Source organism: Streptomyces sp. NPDC001927 (genome assembly GCF_053594455.1).
The window spans coordinates 79,658-94,331 of record NZ_JBSFEN010000013.1; the positions used below are offsets into that span (position 1 = coordinate 79,658).

General features: G+C 70.1%; 14 protein-coding genes and 5 tRNA genes. 14 read left to right on the forward strand and 5 right to left on the reverse strand.

All coding sequences use genetic code 11. The annotated features are described in order from the left end of the window. Positions 1-118: 118 nt before the first annotated feature. Complete coding sequence (locus ACWCO8_RS31470) at positions 119-532, reverse strand: roadblock/LC7 domain-containing protein (protein WP_030325548.1); 414 nt, start codon at positions 530-532, stop codon at positions 119-121. Between the two features lie 9 nt (positions 533-541). Beyond that, entirely contained in the window at positions 542-4,234 is a 3,693-nt protein-coding gene (locus ACWCO8_RS31475; protein ID WP_451035104.1) for a sensor histidine kinase, read from the reverse strand. Between the two features lie 540 nt (positions 4,235-4,774). Here ACWCO8_RS31475 and ACWCO8_RS31480 point away from each other — a divergent pair. From ACWCO8_RS31480 to ACWCO8_RS31525, 10 genes are all read left to right on the forward strand, one after another. Next, positions 4,775-4,963, forward strand: a complete 189-nt coding sequence (locus ACWCO8_RS31480; RefSeq protein ID WP_451035105.1) for a hypothetical protein — start codon at positions 4,775-4,777, stop codon at positions 4,961-4,963. Positions 4,964-5,059: 96 nt separating this feature from the next. Next, the gene (locus ACWCO8_RS31485) at positions 5,060-5,845 is read left to right on the forward strand and encodes a fumarylacetoacetate hydrolase family protein (RefSeq protein ID WP_451035106.1); all 786 of its coding nucleotides are present in this window, start codon (positions 5,060-5,062) and stop codon (positions 5,843-5,845) included. After that, positions 5,838-7,310, forward strand: coding sequence for a glutamate--tRNA ligase (gltX, locus tag ACWCO8_RS31490; RefSeq protein ID WP_362003475.1), 1,473 nt, complete (start codon positions 5,838-5,840; stop codon positions 7,308-7,310). Before ACWCO8_RS31485 ends, gltX begins: the two co-directional genes overlap by 8 nt. An 88-nt stretch (positions 7,311-7,398) precedes the next feature. After that, positions 7,399-8,031: an SMI1/KNR4 family protein gene (locus tag ACWCO8_RS31495; protein WP_451035107.1), complete on the forward strand. Its 633-nt coding sequence runs from the start codon at positions 7,399-7,401 to the stop codon at positions 8,029-8,031. Positions 8,032-8,055: 24 nt separating this feature from the next. Continuing rightward, positions 8,056-8,778: an HAD family hydrolase gene (locus ACWCO8_RS31500; protein WP_451035108.1), complete on the forward strand. Its 723-nt coding sequence runs from the start codon at positions 8,056-8,058 to the stop codon at positions 8,776-8,778. Positions 8,779-8,872: 94 nt separating this feature from the next. Next, positions 8,873-8,944 (forward strand) — tRNA-Gln (locus tag ACWCO8_RS31505). A 43-nt stretch (positions 8,945-8,987) separates the two neighbouring features. Continuing rightward, a tRNA-Glu gene (locus ACWCO8_RS31510) sits at positions 8,988-9,060 on the forward strand. Positions 9,061-9,121: 61 nt separating this feature from the next. Then, a tRNA-Glu gene (locus tag ACWCO8_RS31515) sits at positions 9,122-9,194 on the forward strand. A gap of 16 nt (positions 9,195-9,210) precedes the next feature. Continuing rightward, positions 9,211-9,282 (forward strand) — tRNA-Gln (locus ACWCO8_RS31520). Between the two features lie 43 nt (positions 9,283-9,325). Continuing rightward, a tRNA-Glu gene (locus ACWCO8_RS31525) sits at positions 9,326-9,401 on the forward strand. Positions 9,402-9,534: 133 nt separating this feature from the next. Here ACWCO8_RS31525 and ndgR read toward each other — a convergent pair. Further along, positions 9,535-10,251, reverse strand: a complete 717-nt coding sequence (gene ndgR / locus ACWCO8_RS31530) for an IclR family transcriptional regulator NdgR (RefSeq protein ID WP_005311436.1) — start codon at positions 10,249-10,251, stop codon at positions 9,535-9,537. A 140-nt stretch (positions 10,252-10,391) separates the two neighbouring features. Here ndgR and leuC point away from each other — a divergent pair, with 140 nt between their 5' ends. The 4 genes from leuC to ACWCO8_RS31550 all read left to right on the forward strand — a co-directional run bounded on the left by leuC (position 10,392) and on the right by ACWCO8_RS31550 (position 13,554). Continuing rightward, complete coding sequence (leuC, locus tag ACWCO8_RS31535; protein WP_451035109.1) at positions 10,392-11,816, forward strand: 3-isopropylmalate dehydratase large subunit; 1,425 nt, start codon at positions 10,392-10,394, stop codon at positions 11,814-11,816. A gap of 6 nt (positions 11,817-11,822) precedes the next feature. Next, a complete protein-coding gene (leuD, locus tag ACWCO8_RS31540; protein WP_362003467.1) occupies positions 11,823-12,416 on the forward strand; it encodes a 3-isopropylmalate dehydratase small subunit in 594 nt (197 codons plus the stop codon). Positions 12,417-12,520: 104 nt separating this feature from the next. Beyond that, positions 12,521-12,748 (forward strand): SCO5555 family protein, encoded by a 228-nt coding sequence (locus tag ACWCO8_RS31545; protein ID WP_260227783.1) that lies wholly within the window; start codon positions 12,521-12,523, stop codon positions 12,746-12,748. Positions 12,749-12,891: 143 nt separating this feature from the next. Next, positions 12,892-13,554 carry an HU family DNA-binding protein gene (locus tag ACWCO8_RS31550; RefSeq protein ID WP_451035110.1) on the forward strand — a complete coding sequence of 221 codons (663 nt, stop codon included), beginning with the start codon at positions 12,892-12,894 and terminating at the stop codon, positions 13,552-13,554. Between the two features lie 188 nt (positions 13,555-13,742). Here ACWCO8_RS31550 and ACWCO8_RS31555 read toward each other — a convergent pair whose 3' ends face one another. Together ACWCO8_RS31555 and cofC are read right to left on the reverse strand one after the other, a co-directional pair. Next, complete coding sequence (locus tag ACWCO8_RS31555) at positions 13,743-13,952, reverse strand: hypothetical protein (protein ID WP_451035111.1); 210 nt, start codon at positions 13,950-13,952, stop codon at positions 13,743-13,745. Positions 13,953-13,962: 10 nt separating this feature from the next. Beyond that, complete coding sequence (cofC, locus tag ACWCO8_RS31560) at positions 13,963-14,625, reverse strand: 2-phospho-L-lactate guanylyltransferase (protein WP_451035112.1); 663 nt, start codon at positions 14,623-14,625, stop codon at positions 13,963-13,965. Positions 14,626-14,674 lie beyond the last annotated feature (49 nt).

The window sequence follows — 14,674 nt, forward strand, 5'->3', positions numbered from 1 at the left end:
GAGGTCATGCCGTGCGATGGGGCCGGTGGGGGGCCGGGTGGGGCGGCCGGACGGTTTCTGGTGCCCAGGGCGGTACGGAGGGGCGTACCGCCCTGTCACTACGTGCAACGGTACGGGGCTAGTGCAGCAGGCTGCCCTGGAGCTCCGCACGGAGATCCGGGGTGAGGACACTGCCGGCCCGGTCGACCAGCAGCGTCATCTCGTAGCCCACCAGGCCGATGTCGCACTCCGGGTGCGCGAGCACGGCCAGCGAGGAACCGTCGGAGACCGACATCAGGAAGAGGAAGCCGCGCTCCATCTCCACGACGGTCTGGGCGACGGGTCCGCCCTCGAAGATCCGGGACGCTCCCGCGGTCAGCGAGGTCAGTCCGGACGCGACAGCCGCCAGCTGGTCGGCGCGGTCGCGGGGGAAGCCTTCGGACATGGCAAGGAGCAGACCGTCGGCGGAGACCACCACCGTGTGGGACACCCCGGGGGTGTTGTCCACGAAGTTGGTGATCAACCAGTTCAGATTCTGCGCCGCCTGGCTCATCGCGCTCAACTAGTGCTCCTGCTGGTGGGTGGGGCCGGTGTGGAAGGTGCCGGTGGTGGAGTTACCCGCCTGGCGGCCCTGCTGGATGCCGCGGCGCAGGTTGGTGAGCCGGCCACGGACGTCATCGGGTGCACGCGAGACCTGGGGGCCGGCCGTGTGGGCCTGCTCCTGGGCGGTCCCGGGTACGAGGTTGGCGCGGGGTACGCGCTTGGGCAGCCCGGAGGTGGTGATCCCTCCGGCCGCCGGCTTACGGACCCGCTCGGCCTGGCGCACCAACTCGTCGTTGGGCGAGGTCCGCCAGGAGGCGGGCCCGGCCGGCTGCTGGCCGCCACCGGTACCGGTGCCGCCGCCCTGCTGCTGCGGGGCGGGGCGACGCGGGGCCGGGGGAGCGGGCTGCTGGGACTGCTGCGGCTGCTGCGGCGCGGCCTGCGGCGCCTGCTGGCCGTGGCCGCCCTGGCTCTGGTTGAACCAGTTGGTCTCCAGCGTGTCGTACAGCGGGGTCCGCGCGTCGGCCGAATTACCGGCCGGCGGCAGCGCCTCGGGCTGACGGGGCTGCTGGAGCTGGGGCTGCTGGGGCTGCTGGGGCAGGTTCCCGGCCGGGCGCGGCGCGCCGTAGTCGTTGCCGCCGCGCTGACGCGGAGCCGGCGGCTGCTGCTGCTGGTACGGCTGCTGGGGCTGCTGCTGCTGACCGAAGTCCGGGCGCGCGAACTGGGCGGTGGACGCCGGGTCCTGCGGTCCGGGCTGGTACGCCTGCGGGGCCTGCTGCGGCTGCTGCTGACCGAAGTCCGGACGCGGGAACTGGCCCGTGGAGCCCGGGCCCTGAGGCGCCGTCGGACGGGCGAACTGGCCCGTGGTCTCCGGCTCCTCGTGGCCGCGCGGGGCGTCCAGCGGCGTCATGTCCTGCTGCGGGCGGCGGACCGGCTGCGCCTGCTCGTTGCCCCAGCTCGTGGACTGCGGGCGCTGCTGCTGCGGGTTGCTCCCGGGCAGCTCGGCGCGCGGGAAACCACCCTGAGCGGGACGGCCGCCCTGCGGGGCCTGGTTGCCCGGGCCCTGCTGGCCCTGGCTCTGCCGACCCTGGCTGTTCTGACCCTGGCTGTTCTGGCCCTGGTTGCCCTGGCCGCCCCAGACGTCCGTACGGGACGGGATGGCGCTCTGCGCGCCGCCGAAGCCGCCGGCACCGAGGCCCGGCCGCTGCTGCTGCGGATCCGGGGAGATCTGCGGCATCTGCGCGGTCTGGGAGTTCTGCGCGTTCTGAGGCTGGGGCTGCTGCTGCGGGGCTTGGCCCGGCGCCCGGTCCTGCGGACCGTTCTGGCGCGGTGCGCCGTCCCGGCCGGGCAGCGCCGCGCGCGGACCGCTGCCCGCGCCGACCTGACCGCGGGCGGCACCGGCTCCGGCGGCGAGCCGGCCTGCGGCCGACCCCGTCGGAGCGCCGCCGAGGCCCGGACGGGCACCGGTTCCGGGGCCGCCGGCCGAACCGGGACCACCGGTCAGGCGGCCACCGGGAGCGGACGGAGCCTGGCCCATCGCGCCCTGGCCACCGGCGCCCGGCTTGGGCGCGGGCTTCTTGCCGCCGTGGGCGACGTCGACCGGGAGCATGACGAGCGCGGTGGTGCCGCCGGAGTCCGAGGGGCGCAGCTGGATGCGGATGCCGTGTCGCAGGGACAGGCGGCCGACCACGAACAGACCCATGCGGCGGGAGACGGAGACGTCCACGGTGGGCGGCGAGGCGAGCCGCTCGTTGATCGCGGCGAGGTCCTCGGGGGAGAGGCCGATGCCGGTGTCGTGGATCTCGACGAGCACGCGGCCGTCGGGCAGCGCGTGACCGGTGACCCGGACCTTGGTCTGCGGCGAGGAGAACGACGTGGCGTTCTCGAGCAGCTCGGCCAGGAGGTGCACGAGGTCGTTGACGACGCGTCCGGCGACCTCGGTCGCGGGCACGGCGGCCAGTTCGATGCGCTCGTACTGCTCCACCTCGGAGGCGGCGGCACGGAGCACGTCGACCAGCGGGACCGGCCGGGTCCACCGGCGGCCCGGCTCCTCACCCGCGAGGACGAGGAGGTTCTCGCCGTTACGGCGCATGCGGGTCGCGAGGTGGTCGAGCTTGAAGAGCGAGGAGAGCTGGTCCGGGTCGGCCTCGCGGGACTCCAACTCGGAGATGAGCGAGAGCTGACGCTGGATGAGGCCCTGGGAGCGGCGCGAGAGGTTGGTGAACATCGCGTTGACGTTGCCCCGGAGAAGGGCCTGCTCGGCGGCGAGGCGGACGGCCTCGCGGTGCACGTCGTCGAAGGCCGCGGCCACCTGGCCGATCTCGTCCCGGGAGTGCACACCGACGGACTCGACGGAGGTGTCGACGTCCTGCGGGTCCGACTCGGAGAGCTGCTTGACGAGCTCGGGCAGTCGGTCCTGGGCGACCTTGGTCGCGGTGTCCTGGAGCCGGCGCAGCGAGCGGATCATGGACCGGGCCACGACGAAGGCGCCGACGAGGGACACGCCGAGGACGAGCAGGATCAGCGCACCGTTGATGATCGCTTCGCGCTGCGACTCGGCGCGCAGCTCACGGGCCTTGGTCTCCATCTTGTCGAGGAGGTCGGCCTCGATGACGGTCATGGCCTGGATCTTGGTGCCGTACTCGTCGGTGAAGTTCAGGTGACCGCGGGGGATGCGGTCGGCCATGCCGGAGTCGATGGACAGCACGCGGTCCGCGTACTTGTCGGCGGCGTCGATCGACGGGTTGCCGGTGGTCAGCGTGCTGGTCAGGGAGTCGGCGTCGCCGCCCGCCGACTCGAAGATCGTCTGGAACTGCTTGAGCTGGACCTTCTCGCCCTGCTGGGCCGCGTAGCCGTAGAGACGGTCGCCCGGCTCCAGCTTGCCGGCTCGGCTGTCGTTCGACGGGAGCGCGGCGGCGATGATCGCCTGCTGGACGGAGGCGTACTCCTTGGCGGACGAGAAGGCCGCGAGGGCCCGGGTCCGCTTGATCATCTCGGGGTTGCTGGTCGCCTGCGCCATGTCCTGGGAGAGGCTGAGCAGCGAGCGGATGAGCCGGCTGTACGCCTCGACCGTCACCGACTTGGCGACGCCGCTCTTGTACGCCTCCTGCCGGATGCCGCCGATCTGGACGACCTGGGAGGCGATCTGGCTGACGTTCTGGCGGATGCTCTGCAGCGCCTCGTCGCCCTCGGTGGCCGGGATCTCCGCGGTGGCGTCCATGAACGCCTTCTGGGCCCGGTCGGTGTTCTTGCGCTTGCTGGAGACCTGGTAGTCGTTGGCCGACTTGCCGTTGGACAGCGGTCCCGCGGAGAGGTCACGCTCGTTCTGGAGGGCCTTGGCGAGGTCGGTCGCCTCTTCGGTCAGCTTGGTGAGCAGCTGCATGTGGTCGAGCTGCTCCATGTCCTGGAGCGACTCGCTGATGCGGATGCCGCCGAGGCTGGTCGCCGCGACCACGGGGAGGGTCAGCAGCGCGACCAGGCGCGTGGAGATGCGCCAGTTGCGAAGGGCTATTCGAGGCCCGACCTCGTTCTCGGCCCGGGGCTTCTTCTTGGCGGCCGGGGCGGTGGACTCGGAGGAGGCGTTCGCGGTGCCGTTGCGCGTGGCTCCGTCACCGCCTTCGCCGGCCGGACCCTGGTTCGGGTTCTGGGCGCGGTCGGTCCCGGCGCGAGGCTCCTGCTCGGCAGCAGCGCTGTCCCTCTTGAATCGTCCCTGCACTAGCGTCGCAACCTCTGGACCAGGCGTCCTTCCGCGTGAACGGAGTGGACGGTGTCGGCGTCTCGGGGCGCGAATGCGCCCCCGTGGTGGTCGTCGATGACCGGCGCAGTTCCCCCTTCCCCGCCGCTCACCCGGCGCTGCGTTGCGCCCCCTGCGCGCCGGCTCCAAACCGCGGCGGTGCGTGGAATTCCAGCACAGTGCTCGATCTCCAACAAGGGCCACGTGTCCGGGCACGGGTCGCATGACAATTCGTGCACAGCATGTCACCCCATGTAGAAGATGATCATGGAGGAATCGGACTTATTACCTCCAAAGAGTCATGCAGTGCTGGTGTCCCAGTCGCCATGATCAGGAGCGGAATGCAGCATTCAGTGGTGCATTGTCCGATTCCGTGACCTCGGATGACGGTCCGTAATGCCGGGATTGTCACCGCATTGGTGAGCAAACTCACACCCGGATCGTTGTCTCCCCCATGCATTCGAAGGGAAGGAGACGTTTAGCCTGACGCTTTACAAACCATCCGCTCTGTAAAGGCGCCCGATGAAGACGACGATGCTGCTCCGCTCCACGGCCAACCCCCGCCGCACCACCCTCGCCCACCTCGAGGACGCCGAGCAGCTCGGCCGCGGCGCGCAGCCGGAGCACGCGCTCGATCTCCCGACGCAGACGGCCAACCCGCGCCGCACGGTCCTGATGACCGCTCCCGCGGTCGCCGAGCCCGCGCAGTAGTTCAGCCCGCACAGTAATACGGCGGCCGCCGCCCCTTGCCGCGTTAGCCTGGAGCGTCAGACTCCAGCCAGTACCAAGTGAGGGGCGACAGCACTCGTGCGCATCGCCAGATTCTCCATCGACGGCAATGTCGCCTTCGGCGCCGTCGAGGGCGAGGGCACCGTCGAATCCGGCGGCCTCGTCCTCGACATCATCAAGGGCATCCCGTACACCGACTTCGAGCTGAGCGGCACCAAGGTCCCGGTCAGCAAGGTACGGCTCCTGCCGCCCGTGCTTCCCAACAAGGTCGTGGCCATCGGCCGCAACTACGCGGAGCACGCCGCCGAACTCGGCAACGAGGTCCCCGACGTCCCGGTCGCCTTCTTCAAGCCGACCACGTCCGTGATCGGCCCCGGCGACGCCATCGAGTACCCCTCCTTCTCGAACGAGCTGCACCACGAGGCCGAGCTGGCCGTCGTCATCGGCCGCATGTGCCGTGAGGTGCCGCGCGAGCGGGTCAAGGACGTCATCTTCGGCTACACCTGCGCCAACGACGTCACCGCGCGCGACGCGCAGCAGCGCGAGAAGCAGTGGGCCCGGGCCAAGGGCTTCGACACGAGCTGCCCGTTGGGCCCCTGGGTGGAGACGGAGCTCGACCCGAGCGACCTCACCATCCAGGCCACGGTCAACGGCGAACAGCGCCAGCTCGGTCGTACGAGCGACATGGTCCGCTCCATCGAGGACCTGGTCGTCCACATCTCGGAGGCCATGACGCTGCTCCCGGGCGACGTCATCCTCACCGGCACCCCGGCCGGGGTCGGCCCCCTCAACGTCGGCGACGAGGTCGCCGTCACCATCGAAGGCATCGGCACTCTCACCAACAAGGTGATCAAGCGTGGCTAACGCGATCCGCGTCCGTTTCTGTCCGTCCCCGACCGGCAACCCCCACGTGGGCCTGGTCCGCACCGCCCTGTTCAACTGGGCCTTCGCCCGGCACAACCAGGGCACCATGGTCTTCCGTATCGAGGACACCGACGCGGCCCGCGACTCCGAGGAGTCGTACCAGCAGCTGCTCGACTCGATGCGCTGGCTCGGTCTCGACTGGGACGAGGGCCCGGAGATCGGCGGCCCGCACGAGCCGTACCGCCAGTCGCAGCGGATGGACATCTACAAGGACGTCGCCGAGCGGCTGCTCGCCGGCGGGTACGCGTACCACTGCTTCTGCACCGCTGTGGAGCTGGAGGTCCGCCGTGACGCGGCCCGCCTGGCCGGCAAGCCCTCCGGTTACGACGGCACCTGCCGCAACCTGAGCGCCGAGCGCATCGAGCGCTACCGCGCCGAGGGCCGCGAGTCGATCGTCCGCTTCCGGATGCCCGACGAGCCGATCACCTTCACCGACCTGGTCCGCGGCGAGCTCACCTTCACCCCGGACAACGTCCCGGACTACGGCATCGTGCGCGCCAACGGCGCCCCGCTGTACACCCTGGTCAACCCGGTCGACGACGCCCTGATGGAGATCACCCACGTCCTGCGCGGCGAGGACCTGCTCTCCTCCACCCCGCGCCAGATCGCGCTCTACAAGGCGCTGATCGAGCTGGGCGTCGCCAAGGAGATCCCCTCCTTCGGCCACCTGCCGTACGTGATGGGCGAGGGCAACAAGAAGCTCTCCAAGCGCGACCCGCAGGCCTCCCTCAACCTCTACCGGGAGCGCGGCTTCCTGCGCGAGGGCCTCCTGAACTACCTCTCCCTCCTGGGCTGGTCGTTCTCGGCGGACCAGGACATCTTCACCATCGAGCAGATGGTCGAGAAGTTCGACATCGCCGACGTCAACGCGAACCCGGCGCGCTTCGACCTGAAGAAGGCCGAGTCGATCAACGCCGACCACATCCGCATGCTGGACGTGAAGGCCTTCGCCACGGCCTGCGAGCCCTGGCTCCAGGCCCCGCACGCCAACTGGGCGCCGGAGGACTTCGACGCGGCGGCCTGGGAGCGGATCGCCCCGCACGCCCAGACCCGCCTCACGGTCCTCTCGGACATCACGGCCAACGTGGACTTCCTCTTCCTCCCCGAGCCGGTCTTCGACCAGCCCTCGTGGGACAAGGCCATGAAGGGCGAGCCCGCGGCCCTCCTGACCACCGCCCGCGCCAAGCTGGAGTCGGCCGACTGGAACGACCCCGAGTCGCTCAAGAACGCCGTCCTGGCCGCCGGTGAGGAGCACGGCCTGAAGCTCGGCAAGGCCCAGGCCCCGGTCCGCGTGGCCGTCACCGGCCGCACGATCGGCCTGCCCCTCTTCGAGTCCATGGAGATCCTGGGCAAGGAGAAGAGCCTGGCCCGCATCGACGCGACGCTGGCGAAGCTGGCCGCGTAGCGGTTCGTACGAGCGAAGGGGCGGCGACCATCGAGGTCGCCGCCCCTCCGTCGTCCCCGCCGCAACCGCCGGGCCTACGCTCGTCCGCATGACGATCGACTGGACGGAGATCTCCAAGCGCCTGATCCGGGCCGAGCGAGCCAGGGCGAAGTGCTGCCCGAGGTGGCAGCGGTTCGGGTCCCCGGACGCCCCGCCCCCGTTGTCCGAGGCGGAGGTCGCCGAGGCGGAGCGGCAGCTGGGGATCACGTTCCCGGAGGAGTACCGGCACCACCTGCTCCTGCACAGCGCCGGCGGTCAGCCGAACCGTCTCCACCGCACGGCGTCCGGCTGGGGCTGGGAGGGGGACACCCGCACCGACCTCCACCTGCTCACCACCCCCTTTCCCCACCCCGACTCCTACGTGGAGCGCGAGGACGAGCTGGACCGTCGCGAGCCGCGGGAGGAGGACTTCCCCGACGTCGCGAGCCACCAGGCGGCCTGGAAGGCCTGGGACGACGAGTACGAGGTCCTCCAGGATCACAAGACGTCGGGCACCGTCTGCATCGCGGAGCACGGCTGCGGCTTCTCCACCCTGCTCGTCGTCACCGGCCCGTACCGGGGAACGATGTGGTTCGACAGCCGGGCCACCTGCGACCTGATCCTGCCGCTGACGCTGGAGGACCGGCCCCTGACCTTCGCCGAGTGGATCGGCCGGCATTCGATGGACCTGCTCCGGTGGTGAACGGACCCGAGTAGATTCGGTCCCATGACCATCCGCGCGGTCCTGTGGGACGTGGACGACACGCTCTTCGACTACTCCCGTGCCGACCTGGCCGGCATGCGCGACCATCTCGAGGCCGAGGGCCTGGTGGACGGGTTCGACTCCGTCGGCCAGGCCCTGAGTCGTTGGCAGGAGCTCACCGTCGTGCACTGGCGGCGCTTCGAGGCCGGCGGGGTGGACTTCCAGGACCAGCGGCGCGAGCGGGTGCGGGACTTCCTCACCGCGCCCGGACTGACCGCCGCCGAGGCCGACGCCTGGTTCGGGCGGTATCTCGCGCACTACGAGGCGGCCTGGGAGCTCTTCCCCGACGCGCTCCCCGTGCTCGACCTGCTCGCGGGTGACTACCGTCACGCCGTCCTGTCGAACTCCTCGATCCACAACCAGGACCGCAAGCTGCGCGTGCTCGGCGTACGCGACCGCTTCGAGGCCGTCGTCTGCGCGGCGGAACTCGGGGTGGCCAAGCCCGCCGCCGAAGCCTTCCACGCTGCCTGCGACGCCCTCGGCCTGGCCCCCGCCGAGGTGGCGTACGTCGGCGACCAGCCGGACATCGACGCCCTGGGCGCGGAGGGCGCCGGCCTCCGGGGCATCTGGCTGGACCGGGCCGGCACCGGCGGCCGACCCGAGCTGACCCGCATCACCGGCCTCGCCCAGCTGCCCGGACTGCTGCGCGGGGATACCCGTTTTGGAGCGCCGGACACCTTCAGGTAATGTTCTTCCTGCGCCGAGGGGAGCAAGCCGAAAGGCCAAAACCCACCGGAGCACAACCCGAACAAGATCCCCTTCGCGGGGGGTCGCGTTTTGGTGGCCTATGGTGTAATTGGCAGCACGACGGTTTCTGGTTCCGTTAGTCTAGGTTCGAGTCCTGGTAGGCCAGCTCGCAGAGCTCATCTGCATCGTACGCGGATCTCATCCGCAAAGCCCCCGTTGTGTAGCGGCCTAGCACGCTGCCCTCTCAAGGCAGTAGCGCCGGTTCGAATCCGGTCGGGGGTACAGATCCTTCCCGCGGGATCACCTGGGTCGCACCCGGTGAACCCGATGCAGGATCGCTAGGGCCCCCGTTGTGTAGCGGCCTAGCACGCCGCCCTCTCAAGGCGGTAGCGCCGGTTCGAATCCGGTCGGGGGTACTGGTTTAAACCACCATGGCCTATGGTGTAATTGGCAACACTACGGTTTCTGGTACCGTCATTCTAGGTTCGAGTCCTGGTAGGCCAGCTCGCAGAGCTCATCTGCACCGTACGCGGATCTCATCCGCAAGGCCCCCGTTGTGTAGCGGCCTAGCACGCCGCCCTCTCAAGGCGGTAGCGCCGGTTCGAATCCGGTCGGGGGTACCACACGAAGAAGCCCTTCCCTTCGGGGGAGGGCTTCTTCGCCGTTCCGGCCCCGAACACACAACTCCGGCCCACCGCTGCGGCGTTGAAGCGGTGGGCCGGGATGTACGTACGGGCAGGAGAGAGATGAGACGCGTCAGCCGTTGCGGCGGAGCGCCTCGGAGAGGCGGGCGGCCGCGTCGATGACCGCCTGGGCGTGCATACGGCCCGGGTGGCGCGTCAGGCGCTCGATCGGGCCGGAGACCGACACGGCCGCCACCACGCGGTTCGACGGGCCGCGCACGGGCGCAGAGACGGACGCCACGCCCGGCTCGCGCTCGCCGATCGACTGGGCCCAGCCGCGGCGCCGTACGCCCGAGAGGGCCGTCGCCGTGAAGCGGGCGCCCTGAAGACCGCGGTGCAGCCGCTCGGGCTCCTCCCAGGCCATCAGGATCTGCGCCGAGGAGCCGGCCTTCATCGTCAGCGTCGAGCCGACCGGGACGGTGTCCCGAAGGCCGGAAAGGCGCTCGGCGGCCGCGACACAGATGCGCATGTCGCCCTGGCGCCGGTAGAGCTGCGCGCTCTCGCCGGTGACATCGCGCAGATGCGTCAGTACCGGGCCCGCCGTGGCGAGCAGGCGGTCCTCACCGGCCGCGGCGGCGAGCTCCGCCAGGCGCGGTCCGAGGATGAACCGGCCCTGCATGTCGCGCGCCACCATCCGGTGGTGTTCCAGTGCCACGGCGAGGCGATGTGCCGTGGGTCGTGCGAGTCCCGTCGCCGCGACCAGACCTGCGAGGGTGGCCGGACCGGACTCCAGGGCGCTCAGGACAAGGGCTGCCTTGTCGAGAACACCCACGCCGCTAGAGTTGTCCATGCAACGATATTCACGTCTCACTCTGTGAAACGCAAGTTCAATTTTCCTGGGAACTTGTCACTCTGGTGGGGCGGCCGCACAACGGCTCGCGAAACGGGTCTCTAGTTGTGCCGGCGATCACGCCGGCCGGAGGGAAAGCGATGGGTAGGACACTCGCGGAGAAGGTCTGGGACGACCATGTCGTCCGGCGCGCCGAGGGCGAGCCCGACCTCCTCTTCATCGATCTGCACCTGCTGCACGAGGTGACCAGCCCCCAGGCGTTCGACGGTCTGCGTCAGAACGGCCGGCAGGTGCGGCGCCTCGACCTCACCATCGCCACCGAGGACCACAACACCCCGACCATCGACATCGACAAGCCGATCGCCGACCCGGTCTCCCGCGCGCAGTTGGAGACCCTGCGCAAGAACTGTGCCGAGTTCGGTGTCCGTCTGCACCCGCTGGGCGACGTCGAGCAGGGCGTCGTCCACGTCGTGGGACCGCAGCTGGGTCTGACCCAGCCCGGCACCACCGTGGTCTGCGGCGACTCGCACACCTCCACGCACGGCGCCTTCGGCGCGCTGGCGTTCGGCATCGGCACCAGCCAGGTCGAGCACGTCCTGGCCACCCAGACGCTGCCGCTGGCCCGCCCCAAGACGATGGCCATCACGGTCGACGGCGAGCTGCCCGAGGACGTCACCGCCAAGGACCTGATCCTGGCGATCATCGCCAAGATCGGCACCGGCGGCGGCCAGGGCTACATCCTGGAGTACCGCGGCTCCGCCATCGAGAAGCTCTCGATGGAGGCCCGGATGACCATCTGCAACATGTCGATCGAGGCCGGCGCCCGCGCGGGCATGATCGCCCCCGACGAGACCACCTTCGGCTATCTGAAGGGCCGCGCCCACGCCCCCGAGGGCGAGGACTGGGACGCCGCCGTCGCGTACTGGAAGACCCTGAAGTCCGACGAGGACGCGGTCTTCGACGCCGAGGTCGTCATCGACGCCGCCTCCCTGGCGCCGTTCGTCACCTGGGGCACCAACCCCGGCCAGGGCGCGCCGCTTTCGGCGAACGTCCCCGACCCGGCTTCGTACGAAGACGCTTCGGAGCGCCTGGCCGCCGAAAAGGCCCTGGAGTACATGGGGTTGACCGCCGGACAGCCGCTGCGCGACATCAAGGTCGACACCGTCTTCGTAGGCTCCTGCACCAACGGCCGCATCGAGGACCTGCGCAACGCCGCCGCCCTCCTGGAGGGCCGCAAGGTCGCCGACGGGGTACGGATGCTGGTCGTTCCCGGCTCGGTCCGGGTCGCCCTGCAGGCCGTCGAGGAGGGCCTGGACAAGGTCTTCAAGGAGTCCGGCGCCGAATGGCGGCACGCGGGCTGCTCGATGTGTCTGGGCATGAACCCCGACCAACTGGCGCCCGGTGAGCGCTCCGCGTCCACCTCCAACCGCAACTTCGAGGGCCGGCAGGGCAAGGGCGGCCGTACGCACCTGGTCTCGCCCCAGGTCGCCGCCGCCACCGCCGTACTGGGCCATCTGGCCTCCCCGGCCGATCTGTCCGACGTCGCTACGCCCGCGGGGGTCTGAGGAACCATGGAAGCTTTCACCACGCACACCGGCCGGGCCGTCCCGCTGCGCCGCAGCAACGTCGACACCGACCAGATCATCCCCGCGCACTGGCTGAAGAAGGTCACCCGCGACGGCTTCGAGGACGGGCTCTTCGAGGCCTGGCGCAAGGACTCCGAGTTCGTGCTCAACCGCCCCGAGCGGCAGGGCGCCACGGTCCTGGTCGCCGGTCCCGACTTCGGTACGGGCTCCTCGCGCGAGCACGCCGTCTGGGCGCTCCAGAACTACGGCTTCAAGACCGTGATCTCCTCCCGGTTCGCCGACATCTTCCGCGGCAACTCGCTGAAGAACGGTCTGCTGACCGTCGTCCTCGACCAGAAGGTCGTCGACGCGCTCTGGGAGCTGACGGAGTCCGACCCGACGGCCGAAATCACCGTTGACTTGGAGCAGCGGAAGGTGCTCGCCGCCGGGATCGACGCCGACTTCGAGCTGGACGAGAACGCCCGCTGGCGGCTCCTGAACGGTCTGGACGACATCAGCCTCACCCTTCAGAACGAAGCCGACATCGCCGCCTACGAGGCGTCCAGGCCGGCCTTCAAGCCCCGTACAATTACGGCCTGAGCAGCGCTTTTCCACGACTGCGCCCCCCACCCTCCGGTGGGGGGCGCAGTCGCTTGTTGAGACCCCGTCGGGCGACAACTCGCCCTAGATGGCACAATCGGTGCATGGAACGCGACAGCCAACTCGAGCTCTACGAGGCAGTCGCCGCCCGATTGAAGGAAGCGCACACAAGGGTGCGCGAACTGCAAGTCCCGGAGGGCGTAAGGATGGCGCTGTCCCGGAAGCTGCTGGTCGTCACGGCAGCGGCGAAGCACGATCTCGCGGACGCGGCAACGCGTCTGGACCGGTTGATGAAGGACCTCGACGAGGGCCGATTCCCTGAAGACGACTGACACCAGGAACTCCGCAACGGCACTTCCGCGTTGCGGCACTAGGGTGATTAGCCCGTTTCGTGTTTGATTTGCGGTATATACATGCCTAACGTGCGAAAAAGCTTGAACACTTTCGTTCTGGCAATGTCTCCGAAGGGGAAGACGTGAACAAGGCGCAGCTCGTAGAAGCGATTGCCGACAAGCTCGGCGGCCGTCAGCAGGCCGCGGACGCCGTCGACGCGGTTCTGGACGCGATCGTTCGTGCCGTGGTCGGCGGGGACCGGGTCTCGGTCACCGGCTTCGGCTCGTTCGAGAAGGTCGACCGCCCCGCCCGGTACGCCCGCAACCCGCAGACGGGTGAGCGCGTCCGGGTCAAGAAGACCTCGGTGCCGCGCTTCCGCGCGGGTCAGGGCTTCAAGGACCTGGTCAGCGGCTCGAAGAAGCTCCCCAAGGGTGGCGAGGTCGCCGTCAAGAAGGCGCCCAAGGGCAGCCTCACGGGCGGCGCTTCCGCGACCGTGAAGAAGGCCGCGGCCAAGAAGGCCACGACCGCCAAGAAGGCTGCGGCGAAGAAGGCCGCTCCCGCGAAGAAGGCCGCGGTCAAGAAGACCGTCGCCGCCAAGAAGGCCGCGGTCAAGAAGACCGCCACCGCCAAGAAGACCACGGCGGCGGCCAAGAAGGCCTCCCCGGCGAAGAAGGCGACGGCCACGGCCAAGAAGACCGTCGCCAAGAAGACCGCGCCGGCGAAGAAGGCCACCGCGAAGAAGGCGCCCGCCAAGAAGACGACGGCGCGCAAGACCACCGCCAAGAAGGCCGCCGCCAAGAAGTAGAAGTAAGCGGCACAAGGGTCAAGGGCCACTCACACGCCGGGCCGGGCTCCCCTCGGGGAGGCCGGCCCGCGGCGCGTCCGGACCCGCTTGCGCACCTGCGTGCGCGCCGCGTCCGCACCTGCGTGCGCACCCTGTTGGCCCAGCCGGGCCAGGAAAGTTGGCCGGTTCGCTCGGTTCGTTCGCTCGGTTCAGAGCGTCTGGAGCGTGACCAGGGTGATCCGGAGCTCCGCGCCGTCGGTGCCCGGCTCCGTCTCGATCCGCACCCGCTGCCCCGGACGCAGCAGCCGCAGCCCGCCCGCGTCGAAGGCCTCGGCCCCGAACTCCACCGGGGTGCCGTCGTCGAGCAGCACACTGCCGCTGCGGGTCTCGGAGTCGTACGTGAACGCGGTCGCCTGCATGGGCCGCAGCCTATCCGGCCGCGCGATCACCGGCCGCGCCGTCCCAGTGGGCGGCCGTACGCGGACCGACTCCCAGTGCGAGCGCGGCCGCCAGATCCTCGCCGGTGTCCACGTCCCGGCGTACGGAATCCACCCCGGCCAGTCGTATTTCCACCGCGCCCGACGACAAATGGCGGCAGCGCGAAGCACCCCCGAATGCAGGTGCCAATTCCGCACCCGGCCCCGCCGAGAGGAATGTCGTACCTATTTCGGCGGCATCCGCGAGAAATGTCCGGGGGAATTCCCCGGCCGCTTCGAGGACCCGTGCGAGCTCGGCGGGCCGCAGCGCGGGCAGATCCGCGTTGAGCGCCGCCACGCGCGCGTGCGGCCGGGCGTCCCGTACCGTCCGGGCCCCGTGCGCGAGCGCCGCGTTGAGCCCGGCCGCCGGGGAGTCGGGCACGATCCGAGCCCCGAGCACCGCCAGCGCAGCCGCGGCCGCCTGATCATCCGTGACGACCACCACATCCCGCACCCGCCCGCACGCGAGCGCCGCGGCCACCGTGTCCTGCGCGAACGCCAGCGCGAGCCGCGGACGCAACAGCGCCCCGGCGGCCGCGGCGAGCCTGCTCTTCGCCCGCGCAAGGGGCTTCAGGGGGACGACCAGGGACCAGCCGTCGTCCGGATCGATGTTCATCGCGGCCCATTGTGACCCGACACCACGCCCCCGCGTCCGGCGGAACGAA

Coding starts and splice junctions, on each gene's coding strand:
- ACWCO8_RS31470 (WP_030325548.1), bottom strand. CDS start 532: ATGAGCCAGGCGGCGCAGAATCTGAACTGGTTGATCACCAACTTCGTG.
- ACWCO8_RS31480 (WP_451035105.1), top strand. CDS start 4,775: ATGAAGACGACGATGCTGCTCCGCTCCACGGCCAACCCCCGCCGCACC.
- ACWCO8_RS31495 (WP_451035107.1), top strand. CDS start 7,399: ATGACGATCGACTGGACGGAGATCTCCAAGCGCCTGATCCGGGCCGAG.
- ACWCO8_RS31500 (WP_451035108.1), top strand. CDS start 8,056: ATGACCATCCGCGCGGTCCTGTGGGACGTGGACGACACGCTCTTCGAC.
- ndgR (WP_005311436.1), bottom strand. CDS start 10,251: ATGGACAACTCTAGCGGCGTGGGTGTTCTCGACAAGGCAGCCCTTGTC.
- leuC (WP_451035109.1), top strand. CDS start 10,392: ATGGGTAGGACACTCGCGGAGAAGGTCTGGGACGACCATGTCGTCCGG.
- leuD (WP_362003467.1), top strand. CDS start 11,823: ATGGAAGCTTTCACCACGCACACCGGCCGGGCCGTCCCGCTGCGCCGC.
- ACWCO8_RS31545 (WP_260227783.1), top strand. CDS start 12,521: ATGGAACGCGACAGCCAACTCGAGCTCTACGAGGCAGTCGCCGCCCGA.
- ACWCO8_RS31555 (WP_451035111.1), bottom strand. CDS start 13,952: ATGCAGGCGACCGCGTTCACGTACGACTCCGAGACCCGCAGCGGCAGT.
- cofC (WP_451035112.1), bottom strand. CDS start 14,625: ATGAACATCGATCCGGACGACGGCTGGTCCCTGGTCGTCCCCCTGAAG.